Consider the following 18337-nt stretch of genomic DNA (forward strand, 5'->3'; position numbering starts at 1 on the left):
GGGGGGTCGGATCGGCGGCACGCGCCCCCCGCGTCCCCCAGGCGCCTGGGCGGGGGCCCCCCGCTCTGCGGTGCGCGCCCGGCGGCCCCTCCAGCTCCGGGGGCGACCCCCTCGGGGATCGCCTTCTTGACGGAGGCGGCCAGGTCGACGAGCACGCCGGAGGCATCGGCCCCTCCGGGCACGGTGACCTGGACGTACGCCAGACGCGACGCGGTGGTGAGGCGGGTCGTCCCGTCGTCCTGCGTCTCCATCAGCCAGTCGACGCCGTTCACTCCGCCGCCCACCGCCTTCGGGTCGTCGCCCGCCGCCACCTTCGGATCGATCATCTTCGGCGGCCGCTCGACACCGCAGCGCAGTATGATCGCCGGGCTTCCCCAGCCCGCGGTCAGCGCGGACCGGGGCTCCGGGTCCTCACGGCGCCGGCCGTCCACGGTCCGCGGCAGCGCCTTGTCCAGGTTCCGGCACAGCTCGGTGACCTTCGTGTCCGGGTTCGGAACCGCGACGGACGCGCTGTCGTCTGCTGAGGAGCAGCCCGCGATCGCGATCAGCGCCGCGAGAACGGGCAGCCCGGGGGAAGCGGTGTGCCGGTGACGGAAGAAGTTCACCGGCCAAGGGTAGACGGGGGCTACAGGTGCACGACCGGACAGGTCAGGGTGCGGGTGATGCCGTCCACCTGCTGGACCTTGGCGACCACCATGCGACCGAGTTCATCGACGGTGTCGGCCTGGGCCCGCACGATCACGTCGTACGGTCCTGTCACGTCCTCGGCCGTGATCACCCCCGGGATCTTGCTGATCGTCTCGGCGACGGTCGACGCTTTGCCGACCTCCGTCTGGATCAGGATGTACGCCTGTACCACGGAACCTCCAGGGCGGCCACGAGGATCATGTGGGGAAAAGGAACGCCACGGTATCGCGTTGCCGCGCGCCGCGGGGAGACCCGCGGTGACTGGGGCTCGCGCGCCGGGGTGGAGGGACTGCGCAAGTTGACGGTCAACTCGACCGTACCGAGTACTCAGACGGCTCGCGACCGGGCACGAGCAGCGACAGAGGGAGCACGACGATCATGAAGGGCACCGTGGGCGAGTTGGGGGAGTTCGGGCTCATCCGAGAGCTCACCTCGCGTCTCACCACCACCCCGGCGGTCCGGGTCGGCCCCGGCGACGACGCCGCGGTGGTGGCAGCGCCGGACCGCAGGGTCGTGGCGAGCACCGACATCCTCCTCGAAGGGCGTCACTTCCGCCGCGACTGGTCCACGGCGTACGACGTCGGCCGCAAGGCCGCCGCGCAGAACCTCGCGGACATCGCCGCGATGGGCGCCGTGCCGACCGCGCTGCTGCTCGGCCTGGTCGTGCCCGCCGAACTCCCGGCCACCTGGCCCTCGGAGCTGATGGACGGACTGCGCGACGAGTGCCAGGTCGCGGGCGCGGCCGTGGTCGGCGGTGATGTCGTACGGGGGGAGACCATCACCGTCGCGATCACCGCGCTCGGTGATCTGCGCAACCACGAGCCGGTCACCCGAGGCGGGGCCCAGCCCGGTGACGTCGTCGCCGTGACGGGCTGGCTGGGCTGGTCCGCGGCCGGGTTCGCGGTGCTCTCCCGGGGCTTCCGGTCGCCGCGCGCGTTCGTCGAGGCCCACCGCCGGCCCGAACCGCCGTACCACGCGGGTCCGGCCGCCGCCGGGCTCGGCGCGACCTCGATGACGGACGTCAGCGACGGGCTGATCGCCGACCTCGGGCACATCGCCGAGGCGAGCAAGGTACGCATCGACATCCGGTCCGGGGACATCGACATCCCCTCGCAGATGAACGACATCGGCCAGGCCGTCGGGGTCGACCCCATCCAGTGGGTGCTCACCGGCGGCGAGGACCACGCGATCGTCGCCACCTTCCCGCCGGACGTGAAGCTGCCCGCGCGCTGGAAGGTGATCGGCGAGGTCCTCAACCCGTCGGCGCTGCCCCGGGTGACCGTGGACGGCGCTCCCTGGACGAGCAAGGGCGGCTGGGACCACTTCGGGGACATCGAGTCCTGAGACCGCGCGCGGGGCCCGGAGGACCGGGCCCCGCGCGACGGGCGGTGTGGCACTCGGCCCGCATCTGCCCGCATCTGCCCGCATCTGCCCGCATCGCCCCGGATCGGTCCGGATCGGCCGTTGTCCCGGAGACAGCAAAAAACCCGCCCACCGTGAGGTGGACGGGTTCAGTGCAAGCGAACCAGCAGTGGCCGCGCGCTAGCGGTTGTCAGCGCGTGACCTTGCCGGCCTTGATGCACGAGGTGCAAGCGTTCACGCGCTTCGGCGTCCCGCTCACCACAGTACGAACGCGCTGGATGTTGGGGTTCCAGCGACGCGGTGTACGGCGGTGCGAGTGCGAGATGTTGTTGCCGAAGCCCGGCCCCTTGCCGCAGACATCGCAGTTGGCAGCCACGGGTCACTCCAAAGACTTCAGATGCATTTACGGTTGATCCCGGCATGCCGAGGATCAAGATCTAGGATCTGAGTGGCGGTGCCAGGGGGATGGCCCGATCGGATCGGGCAACTGGAGCAGCATACAACGACTGCGTCCGGAGAACGAAACTACCATGACCTGCCGGTCGCCACCCCGCCCGAGGCCGGAGCCCTCTACCGGCAGTAACCCCTTCTGGGACTACGCTGCCTCCCACGTCCAGCAGCTCAAGGAGGCGCGGGTGCCGCAGGTGCCGCAGACATTCGATGCTCTCGCGGTGCGCACCTGGTGCGGGCTCGCGCTGGAGGCCCTGGGCCGCGCGCGCGAGGCGATCGACGCGATCAATGTCTACCCGGTCGCCGACGGGGACACCGGGACGAACCTGTACCTGACGGTGGAGTCGGCCGCGGCGGCGGTCGAGGCGGTGTTCGCGGGCCATGAGGCGGTGGCGGCTCCGGCGCCCGGGACCGCCGAAGCGGCCGGGGCGGGCGAAGAGCGTGCGGTCTCCCTCGCCGATGCCATCAGGGCCATGGCGCACGGGGCCCTGATCGGGGCCCGGGGAAACTCCGGGACCATCCTCGCGCAGCTCCTGCGGGGCATGGCCCAGGTGCTCGCGGCCGACGGTGAGACCGCTCACACCGACGGCCTGGGCCTGTGCCTGGCCCTGCGCAACGCCGCCGACTCCGCGCGCGGGGCCGTCGCGCACCCCGTCGAGGGCACGGTCCTCAGCGTCGCCTCGGCCGCCGCCGACGCGGCCGCCGGGGTCGAGGGGGACTGCGGCGAGGTCGCGGTCGCGGCCTACGCGGGCGCGGGCATCGCGCTCTCCGCGACCACCGGACAGCTCGCCGTCCTGGAGCACGCCGGTGTGGTCGACGCGGGCGGGCGAGGACTGGTGGTGGTCCTCGCGGCACTGGTGCAGACGTTCACGGGGGAGGCGCCGCGACCGTTCGCGGCCTCCGCCGCCCCGCACGAGCCGGGAGAGGGGCGAGAGGGAACCGCCCCCGGCACCACGGGCGTCCTCGGCACCACGGACCTGGCCGGCGCCTCGGACCTGCCCGGTTCCGCCGGCACACCGGACGCTTCCCCAGGGACCGCCGGAGCCGGCGCGGGGGACGGCCCCGGGGCCGCGACACGACATCCGGACGGCCTCGGTGCCGACGCGGCGGCCGCCTGCGGGGACGGGGGCGCGGAGAGCGGCCATCCCGCCTTCGAGGTGATCTACCTCCTGGAGGCGGAGGACGCCGCCGTGGACCGTCTGCGGGACCGGCTGGACGGCCTCGGCGACTCCCTCGTCGTGGTCGGCGGCGACGGCCTGTGGAACGTCCATGTGCACGTGGACGACGCGGGCGCGGCCGTCGAGGCGGGCGTCGAGGCGGGGCGTCCGCACCGCATCCGGATCACCCACTTCGCGCTCGGCGACGCCCACACCGGGGCCGGGGCGGGGCGACCGCCCCGGGAGCGGACGCAGCGAGCCGTCGTGGCCGTCGTGCCCGGCGAGGGCCTCGCCGGGCTCTACACGGAGGCCGGGGCGACCACCGTGCTCGCGCGGCCGGGGGAGCCGCCCGCCAGCGGGGAGCTCGTGGAGGCCGTACGACGGGCCCACGCGCGCGAGGTGGTGCTGCTGCCCAACGACGCCGACCTGCGGCACACCGCGGCGGCGGCCGCCGAACAGGCCCGCGCCGAGGGCGTCCGGGTCGCCCTGATCCCGACCCGCTCCGCGGTCCAGGGCATCGCCGCGCTGGCCGTGCACGAACCGGGGCGCCGCTTCGACGAGGACGTCGTCGCCATGACGTCGGCCGCGGGCGCCACCCGCTACGCCGAAGTCGCCGTCGCCGAACGGCAGTCCTGGACCATGGCCGGCATCTGCCAGGCCGGAGACGTCCTCGGCCTCATCGACGGTGACGTCGCCGTCATCGGCGCCGACGTCACCGCCACGGCGGAGACCGTCCTCGACCGCATGCTCGCGGCGGGCGGCGAGATGGTCACCCTCGTCCTCGGCGACGAGGCCCCCGAGACCATCGCCGCGCACCTGGAGTCACGGGTACGGGAGTCCTACCTCGCAGTGGACACCGTGGTGTACCGGGGCGGGCGCCAGGGCGCGCTGCTGCTGATCGGCGTCGAGTAGCGGACCCCGGTGCCGGCGGTCAGGCGCTCGCGGGCACCTCGGACCGCCGGGGGACCTCCGGGGCCCCCGCCGTCCGGTGGGCGCGTTCGACGGCCTGCCCCCAGTAGGTCCCGGCGACCATGAGCAGGGCGCCGAGGGCGGTGAGGGCCGTCAGGTGTTCGCCGCCCAGCGCGATGCCGACCGCGACCGCCCAGACCGGCTCGGTGCCCAGCAGCAGGCTGACCCGGCTGGCGGAACTGCGCTGCACCGCCCAGGTCTGGGCGAGGAAGGCGAACAGGCCGCAGAACAGGGCGAGATAGCAGAGCCGCGCCCAGCCGCCGGCGTCGACCCCGCCGAGCGTCGTCAGGGTGCCCGCGACGGGCACCGCGAACAGGACGGCGCCGACGAGCGTCTGGACGGCCGTGACGTGCAGCGGCCGCACCGGGTGACGGGCGGTGAGCCGTCCCACCAGGGCCACATGGGCCGCGCGGACCAGCGCGGCGGCGAGGATCAGCAGGTCGCCGCCGCGAGGCGAGTGGAAGCCGCTGCCGGACACCAGGAGGACGACGGCCAGCAGACACAGGCCGGTCGCGGCGAAATAGCGGGGCGGCAGCCCCGCCGCTCCGGACGTACGGTCCAGCAGCGGGGTGAGCACGATGGTGAGGCTGATCAGCAGGCCCGCGTTGGCGGCGCTGGTGTGGGCGACCCCGTACGTCTCCAGGACCAGGACGGCGGCCTGGGTGATCCCCAGCACCGCCCCGACACGCAGCTCGTCGCGTGTGCAGCGCCTCGCCCGGCGCCGGACGCCGACGAGCGCGACACAGGCGGCGGCCGAGATGCCGTACCGCGCGAACAGGACGAGCAGGACGGGGAGCGCCGAAGTGGCGGTCTTGGCGGCCAGATAACTGGAACCCCAGACGACGGCGACAAGGAGAAGCACCGCGTCGGTGCTGCGGACTCGGGACACGCCCACACGCTGCCCCACCCCGACTCTGAAGCCCAGAGCGAAGTTCTTCAAGGTCCTTTAAGCATCACTACAATGAACGGGTGAACGAGCGGCAGTTGCGGATCCTGCGTGAACTGGGCGAGCTGGGGAGTGTCACCGCCGTGGCGGAGGCGCTGCTGATGACCCCCTCGGCGATCTCGCAGCACCTGCGCCTGCTGCAGCGCTCGATTCCGGTCCCGCTCACCGAACGCGACGGACGGCGGCTGGTGCTGACGGACGCCGGGCGGGTGCTCGCCGGTGCGGCGATCGAGGTGGAGAGCGCCCTCGCCCGGGCACGGCACTGCGTGGACGAGTTCGTGGACGTTCCGGCCGGAGACGTGTCCGTGGCCGCCTTCCACAGCGCGGCCGCCACGTTCTTCCCGGTCCTGCTGCGCGACCGGGAGGCGACGGCGCCGAGGCTCTCGCTCGCCGACGAGGACGTGGCGCAGGACCACTTCCCCCGGCTGACCCGGGACTACGACCTCGTCGTCGCCCACCATCTCGCGCACACCCCGCCCTGGCCGCGCACCGTCACCGCGACCACGCTGCTGAGCGAACCCCTCGACGTCGCGCTGCCGGCCGATCACCCGCTGGCCCGCGAGGCGAGCCTGACACCGGACGACGTCGCGGGTCTGCCCTGGATCACCGTGCACGACGGGTTCCCGCTGATGGCCACCGTCGACGCCATCGCGACCGCCGCGAACCGGCGGCTCGACATCGTCCACCGCATCAACGAGTTCGCGGTGGTCGCGGAGACCGTCGCCGCGGGAGGCGGCCTCGCCCTGATGCCCCGCTGGACCACGCGCCCACATCCCGCCCTGGTCCTCAGACCACTGACCGGGGTCCACGCCGTACGCCGCATCGACGTGCTCCACCGTCCCGAGCGCGCGGCCCGCAAGGCCGTACGGACGGTCCTCGGCGAACTGCGCCGCGCGGCCGAGACGATCCGCACCGGCGACGACACACATCCCGGCGCCGCCGGTCCTAGCCGGCTCTCTCCATCAGCGTGACCATCTCCTCGGCCTCGGCCCGCCGGGCCTCGGCGATCTCCCCGTCCAGCCGGCCGCACACGGCGAGGACCGTGCGCGCGCGGCCAGAGGCGGCCTCGTGCCGGCCCAGTTCGGCCTCCAGCCGGCCGGCCGCCAGTTCGGCGCCCGTGCGGGCACCGAGCAAGGGGTCGCCGAGGGAGGCGAACACGGTGATCGCCCGGATCATGTGCCCGAGTGCCTCCTCGAACACCTCCCGCACGACGGCCTCTTCCGCGTCGTCCGCCACGGAGCGGGCCAACAGGTCGCCGAACTGACGGTGGGTGTGCCCGAGTTCGGCGACGACATGACGTCCCGCGTCCGCCCCCTCGTCCGCGGCACCGGTGTCGACACCGACACCGACACCGGCTCCGGTATCGGCACCGGCTCCCGCTTCCGCCGCCGACTCGCACTCCCGGATCGCCTGCGCCATCAGCTCCCGCGCCTCGCCGAGCCCGCCGTCCCGCCGGGCCGCGCCCCACGCGCGGGCCCGGAGCGCGCGGACGAGCCCGCCGAAGTCGCCCAGCTCGCGCCACAGGTCGCACGCGCGGACGTACGCCTGATCGGCCCGCGCGGTCATCCCGGCGTGCGTGAGGGCCTCGGCCGCGAGGTTCGCGAGCATCGCGTGGTCACGCTGCTCGGGCCAGTGCCGGGCGATGCCGGCGGCACGCAGCCAGTGTTCGGCGGCCTCACGGTGTTCGCCGAGCTCGGTGAGACAGTCACCGAGCCACCAGCGCGTCTGCACGATCGCGCCCTCGCCGTGCATCTCGGCGGTCAGATCCGGCAGCGCCGACTCCAGGATCTCGGCGGCCTCCGCCCACCGCCCGAGCCGCAGCAGGAAACCACCGAGGTGGTGGCGCGCCCAGGCGCCGAACGTGGCGGCCTCGCCCGCCTCGTCGGCCCAGTGCGCGGCCTCCAGGGCATGCTCCGAGGCGGGGCCGAGCCGCCCGGTGGCCGCGAGTGTCTCGGCGAGCCGGAGGTGAAGCTGGGCATGGCCCACCGGCTCCAGATGGGACCCTCCGTGTTCCAGCGCGTCGCGCGTCGCCCGTTCCGCCGCCTCCAGGTCGCCGAGATGCGTCGCGATCCCGGCGAGTCGGGAGTCGTACTCGACGGCGAACCACGGCAGCCCCGCCGCCACGAACCCGTCGACGGCGCGCCGGAGGAATCCGGCGGCCCCTTCGGCGTCGTCGGCGCGGGCGGCGAGCTCCCCGAGCATCGCGTACGCCTCGGCGGCCCGCGACGCGAGGCCCACGTCGTCCCCGGCGTGCGGCTCCGCGAGGTCCAGCAGCTCCCGCGCGGCCTCTTCGGCGGCGACCATGACATCGGCCTCGGCCTCGGTGCCGGTGCCGGTGCCGGTGCCTGTGCCTGCGCCTGTGCCGGCGTTGGTGTCGGCCTCGGAGCCGGTCTCGGAGCCGGAGCCGGCGTTGGTGTCGGTGCCGGTGCCGGGGAGCGGTTGCCCGTTCACCGCGGCGGTCTCCAGCTCGTCCACCCTGTGCATTAGCGTCCGGGCCCGGCTCACCAGCACGGACGCCGTCTGCGAGACCTGCGTCCCACCCTCCGAGAACAGGGCGAGCACCTGCGCGCGCAGGTCCGCGACGACCTCCAGGGCCTGCGCGGACCCGCCCGACAGCGCCTGGACGTACGCCGCGCGGGAACGGGCCGCCAGCGCCTCACCGGGGTCGCCCGCCTCGGCGTACAGCCCGGCGGCCCGCTGGAAGAGCGCGGCGCCCCGCGGCCCGAGGCCCATCGCCGCGTGATCGGCGATCTCCGCGCGGTCGCGGACCTCCAGCTCGTGGCCCTCGGCGACGCGCGAGACCGCCGCCCACGCCTCGACCGCGTCCGGGTTCCGCAGCGCCGAGAGCCGCCGGGCCTCGGCGAGCAGCGCGTCCACGCCCGGCCCGGCGGCCTCCGTCACCGCCTGCCCCGAGGGCACGGGCACCGGCACCGCCGGCCGGGATCCCGCGCGTGCCGGGGCCGCGGAGCGGACGCCCAGCGGCAGCCGGCCGACGAGCACCGGCTGGTCCATGCGGGCGCGGGCCCGCTCGCCGACGTACGACGTGCCGTTGCGGTCGTCGAACCGCGCGGCCAGCGCGAGCGCCTCCCCCCGCGCGTGCACGGCGAGTTCCGCGGCCGTCCACGCCCGCCCCGCGGGCCCGGGTACCGCCTGCCCGCCGAGCCCGAGCGCGGTCAGCCGGTCCATCGTGAGCGCCACGACCGCCATGAAGTCCAGTCCGCTGCGCGGATCCCCGGAGTCCGTGAAATAGGCCGGGCGCTCCGCGAGCAGTTCCAGGGCGCGCGCCTCGTTGCCGGTCAGGGCACAGAACTCCACATGGTCCGCGTACGCGCCGCGCATGCTCTCCATGGCCCGCACCAGCCGGAAACCCCGCAGATGGTGGGCGCGCGCCTCCTCGACGCGTCCCAGGCGCAGCAGCGGCAGCAGGGAGGACGCGAGGACGGTGTGCGGTTCGTGGGCGCAGGTGTACTCGCCCTGGAGCACCGGCGCCCACAGCTCCAGTGCCTCCTGGTCCGCGCCGCGCACCGCGCGCCACCAGCCCTGCCCGTGCAGTTCGCACGCGTGGCAGTCGGCCATCGAGTCGCGGTCCGCCGCCAGCCAGGCGCCGTACGCCCGGTCGGCGCGCCCCAGGTCGCCCAGATGGGCGGCGACACTGAACTCGGCGCTGCGCACGGCCCGTTCGGAGTGACCGGCGAGACGGTAGCGCTGCTCCATCTCGCCGAGCCACTTCTCTATGGAGGCGAGCGGAACGTGCGGCTGGTCGAGCATGCCCGCCGACATCCACTTGAAGACCCAGTGCAGGGAGTGGATCTCGAACTCGTCGAAGTCCTCGGGGTGTTCGTCCCACATGCGCAGCAGGCGCGCGAAGGGGACGAACATCTTGTCCTTCTCGGAGCTGTAGTTGTAGACCTTGAGCTGGTGTCCGAGCGCCTCGATCACGGCGAGCGGGATGTCCAGCCCCTCGGCCTCCACGAGCAGTTGTTCCGCGCGCGCGTTGCGACCGGGCCCCTCGGGCTGCTCGTAGTTGTCCGCCATCGCCCGGCGCAGCGTGTCGAAGTCCATGGCCGGGGTCATCGGCGGTCGTCCTTTCCGGGGTCGGTGTGGGTGGCCCATTCCAGGAGGCCGATGAAGGCGCGGTTCAGGAGCGCCGAGTCCGCGGGCCGCAGCGGGCGCTGGGCCATCAGCAGGGCCTGTCCGTACAGGGACTCCGTGGCCGTTCCGACGAGGTCCGGATCACCGAGCGAACTGATCCTGCGGATCAGCGGGTTGAGATGGTTGAGGACCAGACGCGCGCGGGGGGCGCTGCCGCGCAGCGAGCCGAGGATGCCCGCCCACAGGTCGTCGGCCTGCTCCTCGGCCTCCGCCCGGGCCTGTTCGTGGCGGGCCGCCCGGTCGTCCAGATGCAGGGCGGGCACCGACAGCGGGTGGAAGGCGCGCAGCACGACGTCGCAGTTCAGCGGGTCGAGCCGGGCCCGCGCGGCGGCGAGGAAGCCGGCCAGCGCCAGCTCCTCGGCCGGGTCGACCGTGTCCAGGTGGGCCGTGACGGTGTCCGCGTCCAGCTCCGAGACGGCCGTACCCGGACGGACGGCGGGCAGGGCCTCGATCAGCTCACTGTCGTACGTGTAGCCGCCGTTGACGACTCCGACCCCCTGCGCGGAGGCGATCGGCGCGACCTGCCGGTACTCCTCCACGGTCCGCGTGAAGTGCACCACCTGGTGCCGCTGCGCGAACTCCTCCAGGGACAGCCGTCCGTCGGTCGTCTCGAAGGGCAGCCACGGCAGCATCGTGCGCAGCATCCCGGCGTCGTGCCGCGCCAGCGACTTCACTCCCAGGTGGTGCACGGAAAGGAAGGCGGCCAGCCGTTCCGGGTCACCCGCCGCGAGCCCGGTCAGCCAGGACCGGATGCGCTCGCCGAGCGCCTCCCGCACGGCGGCGAGGGTCTCGTCCTCGTACAGCGACTCGCGGGACGCGGTGGGCCGCAGGCTGTCCGTGTCGAGGACGCAGCGCACGAAGAACGCCCAGTCCGGCAGGAGCTGTTCGGCCCGCTCGGTGAGCAGCATGCCCTTCAGGTGCACACGGTGGCTCGCGCGCTGGGCGGGACTGACCGCCGTCGGCAGCACATAGGCCACACCGCGGATCCCGGCGAGCGGCACGTCCAGGTCGATCGAGTCCAGCGGAGTGAACCCGAACAGCTCCCGGCAGTGCCGGGCCAGGGCGGCCCGGCGGGCGAAGGGGCTCGGGTGGGGCCGGTCCCAGGGCGCGGGCAGGTCCGCGATCGCCTCGTCGCCGATCCGTACGTCGTACGGCAGCAGCGCGCCGAAGTCGCGCGCCAGCGACCGGACCCGCTCCTCGCTCAGCCACTCGCCGGCCCCGGCGCGGGCCACCAGGTGCACGGTGGTGCCGGGTTCGGCGCGCGCCTCGTGCGGCAGGACGCGCACGGTGTACGAGCCGTCGTCGGCCGCCGTCCACTCGACGGGCGCCGCGTCGGGCGTCCGGGCACTGCGGCTGACCACCCGGATCCGCTCGGCGACGACGAAACACGCCAGCAGTCCGATCCCGAACTGGCCGAGGAAGTCCGAACGCGCCGACTCCAGGCCGTCGTTCCGCTTGGAGCTGCGGCCGATGGTCGCCAGCAGGCTGTGCACGTCGGACTCGGTGAGCCCGATGCCGGAGTCCTCCACCCGCAGGGTTCCGTCCTCGGCGTACAGCCGCACCGTGGCCGGGGCGTCCGGATCCTCGGCGCGCCGCGCGGTGATCGCGTCGACGGCGTTCTGCAGCAGCTCGCGCAGATAGACCTTGGGGCTGGAGTAGAGGTGATGGGAGAGGAGGTCGACCAGACCGCGCAGGTCGACCTGGAACGTATGAGGTGACGGGGAGGCCTGGGACGGCTGTGAGGTCTGGGAGTCCATCGTCGCTGCGCCGGTCGGTGGGGGGACGGGCGACGGCGCGGGGTCGGGCGGTCCCGGGGGAGGTGACCGCGAAGAGGGCCGGAGCGCGTCATCCTAGGCCCGGAACGAGCCGTCTGACCAGCGGATTTCCCAGACGTATACGGCAATGTCAGTGCCGTGGTGTGCAATGGATCTCGTGCCCGTGCTCGAAGAACCACTGAAGAAGGCGCTCGGTCCCGCCACCGCGAAGGTGATGGCCGAGCACCTCGGCCTGCACACCGTGGGCGATCTGCTGCACCACTACCCCCGCAGATACGAGGAGCGCGGGCAGCTCACCCACCTCGCCGACCTGCCGCTGGACGAGCACGTGACCGTGGTCGCCCAGGTCGCCGACGCGCGCCTGGCCACCTTCGCCTCGTCCAAGGCGCCCCGCGGCAAGGGCCAGCGCCTCGAAGTCACCATCACGGACGGCAGCGGCCGCCTCCAGCTGGTCTTCTTCGGGCACGGCGTGCACAAGCCCCACAAGGACCTGTTGCCCGGCACCCGCGCGATGTTCTCCGGCAAGGTCTCCGTCTTCAACCGCCGCCTCCAGCTCGCCCACCCGGCCTACGAACTGCTGCGCGGCGAGGACGACGAGGCCGCGGAGAGCGTCGACAGCTGGGCGGGCGCCCTCATCCCGATCTACCCGGCCACCGCCAAGCTGGAGTCCTGGAAGATCGCCAAGTCCGTGCAGACGGTGCTGCCCAGCGCCCAGGAGGCGGTCGATCCCCTCCCGGACTCGCTGCGGGACGGCCGCTGTCTGGTCACCCTCCCCGAGGCACTCCTCAAGATCCACCGCCCGCACACCAAGGCGGACATCCACGACGCCCGCGCCCGCCTCAAGTGGGACGAGGCCTTCGTCCTCCAGGTCGCCCTGGCCCGCCGCCGGCACGCCGACGCCCAGCTACCTGCCGTAGCCCGCACCCCCGCGCCCGACGGCCTGCTGACCACCTTCGACGCCAGACTGCCCTTCACCCTCACCGACGGCCAGCGGAAGGTCTCGAAGGAGATCTTCGACGGCCTCGCCACCGAACACCCCATGCACCGGCTGCTCCAGGGGGAGGTGGGCAGCGGAAAGACGATGGTGGCCCTGCGCGCCATGCTCGCCGTCGTCGACGCGGGAGGGCAGGCCGCGATGCTCGCGCCCACCGAGGTGCTCGCCCAGCAGCATCACCGGTCGATCACCGAGATGATGGGCGAGCTGGCCGAGGGCGGCATGCTCGGCGGGGCCGAGCACGCGACGAAGGTCGTGCTCCTCACCGGCTCCATGGGGGCGGCCGGCCGGCGCCAGGCGCTGCTCGACCTGGTCACCGGCGAGGCCGGGATCGTGATCGGCACCCACGCGCTGATCGAGGACAAGGTCCAGTTCTACGATCTGGGCCTGGTCGTGGTCGACGAACAGCACCGCTTCGGCGTCGAACAGCGCGACGCCCTGCGCGGCAAGGGCAAGCAGCCCCCACACCTCCTGGTGATGACCGCCACGCCCATCCCGCGCACGGTCGCGATGACGGTCTTCGGCGACCTGGAGACCTCCGTGCTCGACCAGCTCCCCGCCGGACGTTCCCCGATCGCCAGCCATGTCGTCCCGGCCGCGGACAAGCCGCACTTCCTCGCCCGCGCGTGGGAGCGCGTGCGCGAGGAGGTGGAGAACGGCCATCAGGCGTACGTCGTCTGCCCCCGCATCGGTGACGAGGAGGACGACCCCAAGAAGGGCGCCCGGAAGAAGTCCCCGGAGGACGAGGCGGAGAAGCGTCCGCCGCTGGCCGTCCTGGACATCGCCGACCAGCTCGCCAAGGGCCCCCTTCAGGGCCTGAGGGTCGAGGTCCTGCACGGCAGGATGCACCCGGACGACAAGGACGCCGTCATGCGCCGCTTCGCCGCGGGCGAGACGCACGTCCTGGTCGCCACGACCGTGATCGAGGTCGGGGTGAACGTACCGAACGCCACCGCCATGGTCATCATGGACGCCGACCGCTTCGGCGTCTCCCAGCTCCACCAGCTCCGCGGCCGGGTCGGCCGCGGCTCGGCCGCGGGACTCTGCCTGCTGGTCTCCGAGATGCCGGAGGCGAGCCCGGCCCGCCAGCGGCTGAACGCGGTGGCCTCGACCCTGGACGGCTTCGAGCTCTCCCGCATCGACCTCGAACAGCGCCGCGAGGGCGACGTCCTCGGCCAGGCGCAGTCCGGTGTCCGCTCCTCGCTGCGCATGCTGGCCGTCATCGACGACGAGGAGATCATCGCGGAGGCCCGCGAGGAGGCCACCGCCGTGGTCGCCGCCGACCCGGACCTCACGGGCCTGCCCGGCCTGCGCGTCGCCCTGGACGCCCTGCTGGACGAGGAACGGGAGCAGTACCTGGACAAGGGCTGAGCGGCGGCGGGCGGCCGGCGGCTGAGAGACTGGGGGGAACCGACCACCCCCAGCGCAAAGGACCCTCATGACCCGCGTGATCGCCGGCCGGGCCGGCGGACGCCGTCTGGCCGTCCCGCCGGGCACCGGCACCCGCCCCACCTCCGACCGGGCGCGCGAGGGCCTCTTCTCCACCTGGCAGTCCCTGCTCGGCGGCCCGCTGGACGGCGAGCGCGTGCTCGACCTGTACGCGGGCTCGGGCGCCGTCGGCCTGGAGGCGCTCAGCCGCGGTGCCGGCCACACCCTGCTCGTGGAGGCGGACGCCCGCGCGGCCAAGGTCATCCGCGACAACGTGAAGACGCTGGGCCTGCCCGGCGCCGAGGTCAGAGCGGGCAAAGCGGAGCAGATCGTCCGGACGGCGGCGCCGCAGGAGCCGTACGACCTGGTCTTCCTCGACCCTCCGTACGCCGTCGCGGACGACGATCTTCGGGAGATTCTGCTCACACTCCGCACCGGGGGCTGGCTCACGGAGGCTGCGCTCGTCACCGTGGAGCGCAGCACAAGAGGCGGCGAATTCGGCTGGCCCGAGGGTTTCGAGGCCATCAGGGCCCGTCGTTACGGCGAGGGGACCTTTTGGTACGGTCGCGCCGCCTCTACGTGCGAAGACGCACGATGACCGGACCGGAGAGCGAGGGACCACTGTTGCGCCGCGCCGTCTGTCCGGGGTCATTCGACCCCATCACCAACGGACATCTCGACATCATCGCCCGCGCCTCCGCGCTGTACGACGTGGTGCACGTCGTGGTGATGATCAATCAGTCGAAGAAGGGCCTGTTCACGGTCGACGAGCGGATCGAGCTGATCCGCGAGGTCACGGCCGAGTTCGGCAACGTCCAGGTCGAGGCCTACCACGGCCTCCTCGTCGACTACTGCAAGCAGCGGGACATCCCGGCCATCGTCAAGGGCCTGCGCGCGGTCAGCGACTTCGACTACGAACTCCAGATGGCCCAGATGAACAACGGCCTCTCGGGCGTCGAGACCCTGTTCATCCCGACCAGCCCCACCTACAGCTTCCTCTCCTCGTCGCTGGTGAAGGAAGTCGCCAACTGGGGCGGCGACATCTCCCACCTGGTGCCGCCGGTGGTCCTGGAGGCGCTCACGGAGCGCCTCGGCAAGGACTGAGCGACTGACTGTCCGTCACCCGGTGTCGGGCGGTGCGGGAGTGGTCGTACAGTCGTCCCGTCCGTCTCCATCACGGCTGTAGAGAGTGGCGAGCACACGGTGGACGTACAGAAGAAGCTCGATGAGATCGTCTCGGCGGTCGGCAGCGCCCGTTCCATGCCCATGTCGGCGTCGTGCGTGGTCAACCGCGCCGACCTGCTCTCGATGCTGGAAGAGGTGCGCCAGGCGCTGCCCGGCTCCCTCGCCCAGGCGCAGGAGCTGATCGGCGGCCGCGAGGAGATGGTCGAGCGGGCTCGTCAGGAGGCCGAGCGGATCATCGAGACCGCGCACGCCGAGCGCGGTTCGCTGATCTCCGACACCGAGGTCGCCCGCCGCTCGCAGAACGAGGCGGACCGGATCCTGAACGAGTCGCGCAAGGAGGCCGAGGAGATCCGCGCGGAGGCCGACGACTACGTCGACTCCCAGCTCGCCAACTTCGAGGTCGTCCTCACCAAGACCCTCGGCTCCGTCGGCCGCGGCCGCGAGAAGCTCCTCGGCACCGGCCCGGGCCTCGACGAGCAGGGGTACGAGGACGAGGACGCCCCCGAGCGCAGCTACGACCCGGAGACCCTGCGCCGCAATGCCGACGACTACGTCGACGCCAAGCTCGGCGCCTTCGAGGCCGTCCTCGCCAAGACCCTGGAGGCCGTCGGCCGCGGCCGCGAGAAGCTCCAGGGCCGGATCGCCAGCGACGACCTCGGCGAACTCGGCACCTTCGCGGACGACGGGACGCCGGGCGCGCACACCAGCGACGCCGACTACCTGGCCGGCCTCGCGGAGCTCGCCGACGCCCCCGAGCAGAGTGCCCGGACCCCGGAGCCGGCCGCACAGCCGTCCTACGGGCAGCAGGACGCGTACGCCTACCAGCAGCAGGCCGACCCGTACGGCTATCAGCAGCAGTACACGCAGCAGCAGGACGCCTACGGCTACCAGCAGGCCGACCCGTACGCCGCCTACCAGCAGCAGGGCTACGACCAGCAGGGATACGACCAGAGCGGGCAGGTCTACGGCCAGCAGACCCACGCCATGGACCAGCAGAACCACGCCCTCGACGAGGCCAGCCTCTTCGACACCAGCATGATCAGCGCGGACCAGCTCAGGGCGTACGAACAGGGGCGCGGGGGCCACTGACCGCCCGGTCAGGAGGGGCGCACGCGCCCGGCCGGGGGGCCGCCGCGCACCGGATTGGGCCGAGAGCGAAAGGTCCAGTATCCTGGCTCTTCGGTCGCGTGTACGTCCGCGATCAGCGCTGCCCGAGGGACACCTGGGGCGGCGTCCCCCGAGTTCGTAGATCGAAAGCAGGAATGGCTCTGAACGCCCGCCTCGACCACCGCAATCCTCTCGTGTTCGACACACACGAGCTGGGGCGGCGTCCTGGCGCGATGTTGCGCCTGACCCGCACGATCGAAGCTCCCGTGGATCTCGGGATCCAGGGTGTCATCGGAGTGCCGGAAGGCGCGCCGGTGGAACTCGAACTCCGTCTGGAGTCGGTCATGGAAGGGGTGCTTGTCACAGGCACCGCCCGTGCATCGGCGAAGGGGGAGTGCGTAAGGTGTCTGGAGCCGGTTGAGCAGGTGCTCGAAGCGGATTTCCAGGAGATGTTCTCGTACCCTGACGCCGATGACCGGGGCCGCCCCAAGGCGGAGCCGGTCGACGACGCCGAGGACGACGAGGACACTCTCCCCCTCGAGGACGGCCTGTTCGACCTCGAACCCGTGCTGCGGGATGCGGTGGTGCTCGCACTGCCGATGCAGCCGGTGTGCCAGGACGACTGCCTGGGCCTGTGCTCCGAATGCGGAGCCCGGCTGGCGGACGACCCGGACCACCACCACGACGCCCTCGACATCCGTTGGGCGGCACTGCAGGGACTCGCCGGTTCACTCGAAGATGGCGAGAAGGACGAGTTGAGCGGCGCCGAACCTGGCGTCGACGAGAAGCAGGAGAAGTAGCCGTGGCTGTTCCGAAGCGGAAGATGTCGCGCAGCAACACGCGCCACCGCCGGTCGCAGTGGAAGGCTGCGGTCCCCACCCTGGTTGCGTGCGAGCGCTGCCACGAGCCCAAGCTGCAGCACATCGCGTGCCCGGCTTGCGGCACCTATAACAAGCGCCAGGTCCTCGAGGTCTGAGCGGCTGGTGAGAGGTCTGATGTCTGACGCCAAGGCGGATTCAAACGCCAAGAAAAAGGCGGACAACACAGCCTCGTCCCACACGCTTCTGGAAGGGCGGCTCGGCTACAAGCTCGAGTCCGCCCTTCTGGTGCGTGCGCTGACCCACCGTTCCTACGCGTACGAGAACGGCGGTCTGCCGACCAACGAGCGCTTGGAGTTCCTTGGGGACTCCGTGCTGGGCCTCGTGGTCACGGACACGCTGTACCGCACCCACCCCGACCTGCCCGAGGGCCAGTTGGCCAAGCTGCGGGCCGCGGTGGTCAATTCTCGTGCGTTGGCGGAGGTGGGCCGCGGCCTCGAACTCGGCTCCTTCATCCGGCTCGGCCGGGGCGAGGAAGGCACGGGAGGCCGGGACAAGGCGTCCATTCTCGCCGACACCCTTGAAGCGGTGATCGGCGCCGTCTATCTCGACCAGGGGCTGGAAGCGGCGGGCGAACTCGTCCACCGTCTCTTCGACCCGTTGATCGAGAAGTCCTCGAATCTTGGTGCCGGCCTGGACTGGAAGACCAGTCTCCAGGAGCTCACCGCGACCGAGGGGCTCGGAGTTCCCGAGTACCTGGTCACGGAGACCGGCCCGGACCACGAGAAGGTCTTCACTGCTGCCGCCCGCGTCGGAGGCGTCTCGTACGGCACCGGCACCGGCCGCAGCAAGAAGGAGGCGGAGCAGCAGGCCGCGGAATCCGCGTGGCTTGCCATCCACTCTGCCGCGGACGAACGCGCGAAGTCGGCGCAGGCCGCCGAACAGGCGGCTCGTGCCGCCCAGCAGGCGGCGCAGGACATCGAGGAGACCGCCGACACCTCCTCGACGCCCAGCACCGACACGGCCACGGCCTGAATCCTTCACCCGGGCGGGTACGCGGTCATCCGCGTCCCCGCCCGGACCCCGCACCATCGGACCCCGTCCCGGCGCACTCGCGCCGGGGCGGGGTCCGTGCGTTACCGCTGCCGCGGAGGGGACCGGGGGCACGAGCGGGGTCCGACCGAGTCCCGGGCGGCGGGGAGGCGACTCGAAGCCCCGCGCGACCGGACGCCTGTCCCGCGCCCTCGGCTCTGCTCCGGGTCCTCGGTTCCGCCCTGCGCTCGCGGTTCCACCCCGGGTCCTCGGTG

At 72.6% G+C, this 18337-nt stretch carries 15 protein-coding genes and 1 pseudogene; 10 read left to right on the forward strand and 6 right to left on the reverse strand.

The window, feature by feature from the left end; genetic code table 11:
- Positions 1 to 98: 98 nt before the first annotated feature.
- Positions 99 to 605 (reverse strand): annotated as a pseudogene (locus ACFXGX_RS35005) (DUF3515 domain-containing protein); the annotation flags it as partial.
- Between the two features lie 20 nt (positions 606 to 625).
- The gene (locus ACFXGX_RS35010; RefSeq protein WP_355766626.1) at positions 626 to 859 is read right to left on the reverse strand and encodes an Lrp/AsnC ligand binding domain-containing protein; all 234 of its coding nucleotides are present in this window, start codon (positions 857 to 859) and stop codon (positions 626 to 628) included.
- Positions 860 to 1065: 206 nt separating this feature from the next.
- Between ACFXGX_RS35010 and ACFXGX_RS35015 the strand changes: the two genes are divergently transcribed.
- The gene (locus ACFXGX_RS35015) at positions 1066 to 2031 is read left to right on the forward strand and encodes a thiamine-phosphate kinase (RefSeq protein ID WP_339131813.1); all 966 of its coding nucleotides are present in this window, start codon (positions 1066 to 1068) and stop codon (positions 2029 to 2031) included.
- Between the two features lie 208 nt (positions 2032 to 2239).
- Here ACFXGX_RS35015 and rpmB read toward each other — a convergent pair whose 3' ends face one another.
- On the reverse strand, positions 2240 to 2425 hold the full coding sequence (rpmB, locus tag ACFXGX_RS35020) for a 50S ribosomal protein L28 (RefSeq protein WP_330307541.1): 186 nt from the start codon (positions 2423 to 2425) through the stop codon (positions 2240 to 2242).
- 259 nt (positions 2426 to 2684) lie between these two features.
- Between rpmB and ACFXGX_RS35025 the strand changes: the two genes are divergently transcribed.
- Positions 2685 to 4568 (forward strand): DAK2 domain-containing protein, encoded by a 1884-nt coding sequence (locus ACFXGX_RS35025; protein ID WP_384799710.1) that lies wholly within the window; start codon positions 2685 to 2687, stop codon positions 4566 to 4568.
- Between the two features lie 19 nt (positions 4569 to 4587).
- Here the strand turns inward: ACFXGX_RS35025 and ACFXGX_RS35030 are convergent, their stop codons facing one another.
- Positions 4588 to 5514 (reverse strand): DMT family transporter, encoded by a 927-nt coding sequence (locus tag ACFXGX_RS35030; protein WP_384799713.1) that lies wholly within the window; start codon positions 5512 to 5514, stop codon positions 4588 to 4590.
- 80 nt (positions 5515 to 5594) lie between these two features.
- Here ACFXGX_RS35030 and ACFXGX_RS35035 point away from each other — a divergent pair, with 80 nt between their 5' ends.
- Positions 5595 to 6542, forward strand: coding sequence for a LysR family transcriptional regulator (locus ACFXGX_RS35035; protein WP_384799716.1), 948 nt, complete (start codon positions 5595 to 5597; stop codon positions 6540 to 6542).
- Here ACFXGX_RS35035 and ACFXGX_RS35040 read toward each other — a convergent pair.
- Both ACFXGX_RS35040 and ACFXGX_RS35045 read right to left on the reverse strand, forming a co-directional pair.
- Complete coding sequence (locus ACFXGX_RS35040) at positions 6517 to 9645, reverse strand: tetratricopeptide repeat protein (protein ID WP_384799719.1); 3129 nt, start codon at positions 9643 to 9645, stop codon at positions 6517 to 6519. The genes ACFXGX_RS35035 and ACFXGX_RS35040 overlap by 26 nt on opposite strands.
- Positions 9642 to 11480, reverse strand: coding sequence for an HSP90 family protein (locus ACFXGX_RS35045; RefSeq protein ID WP_384799722.1), 1839 nt, complete (start codon positions 11478 to 11480; stop codon positions 9642 to 9644). The genes ACFXGX_RS35040 and ACFXGX_RS35045 overlap by 4 nt, the downstream gene beginning before the upstream one ends.
- Positions 11481 to 11646: 166 nt before the next feature.
- Here ACFXGX_RS35045 and recG point away from each other — a divergent pair, with 166 nt between their 5' ends.
- The 7 genes from recG to rnc all read left to right on the forward strand — a co-directional run bounded on the left by recG (position 11647) and on the right by rnc (position 18065).
- Positions 11647 to 13863: an ATP-dependent DNA helicase RecG gene (recG, locus tag ACFXGX_RS35050; protein WP_384799725.1), complete on the forward strand. Its 2217-nt coding sequence runs from the start codon at positions 11647 to 11649 to the stop codon at positions 13861 to 13863.
- Positions 13864 to 13930: 67 nt separating this feature from the next.
- A complete protein-coding gene (gene rsmD, locus ACFXGX_RS35055) occupies positions 13931 to 14518 on the forward strand; it encodes a 16S rRNA (guanine(966)-N(2))-methyltransferase RsmD (protein ID WP_384799728.1) in 588 nt (195 codons plus the stop codon).
- 26 nt (positions 14519 to 14544) lie between these two features.
- Positions 14545 to 15024 (forward strand): pantetheine-phosphate adenylyltransferase, encoded by a 480-nt coding sequence (gene coaD, locus ACFXGX_RS35060; RefSeq protein WP_192582606.1) that lies wholly within the window; start codon positions 14545 to 14547, stop codon positions 15022 to 15024.
- A gap of 99 nt (positions 15025 to 15123) precedes the next feature.
- Positions 15124 to 16194 (forward strand): cell division initiation protein, encoded by a 1071-nt coding sequence (locus ACFXGX_RS35065; protein WP_384799731.1) that lies wholly within the window; start codon positions 15124 to 15126, stop codon positions 16192 to 16194.
- 173 nt (positions 16195 to 16367) lie between these two features.
- A complete protein-coding gene (locus tag ACFXGX_RS35070; protein ID WP_384799734.1) occupies positions 16368 to 17012 on the forward strand; it encodes a YceD family protein in 645 nt (214 codons plus the stop codon).
- Positions 17013 to 17014: 2 nt separating this feature from the next.
- Positions 17015 to 17188: a 50S ribosomal protein L32 gene (gene rpmF, locus ACFXGX_RS35075; protein ID WP_006139588.1), complete on the forward strand. Its 174-nt coding sequence runs from the start codon at positions 17015 to 17017 to the stop codon at positions 17186 to 17188.
- A 19-nt stretch (positions 17189 to 17207) separates the two neighbouring features.
- Complete coding sequence (gene rnc, locus ACFXGX_RS35080; RefSeq protein WP_384799737.1) at positions 17208 to 18065, forward strand: ribonuclease III; 858 nt, start codon at positions 17208 to 17210, stop codon at positions 18063 to 18065.
- Positions 18066 to 18337 lie beyond the last annotated feature (272 nt).

It is taken from the genome of Streptomyces sp. NPDC059371 (assembly GCF_042751995.1).
Classification (GTDB): domain Bacteria; phylum Actinomycetota; class Actinomycetes; order Streptomycetales; family Streptomycetaceae; genus Streptomyces.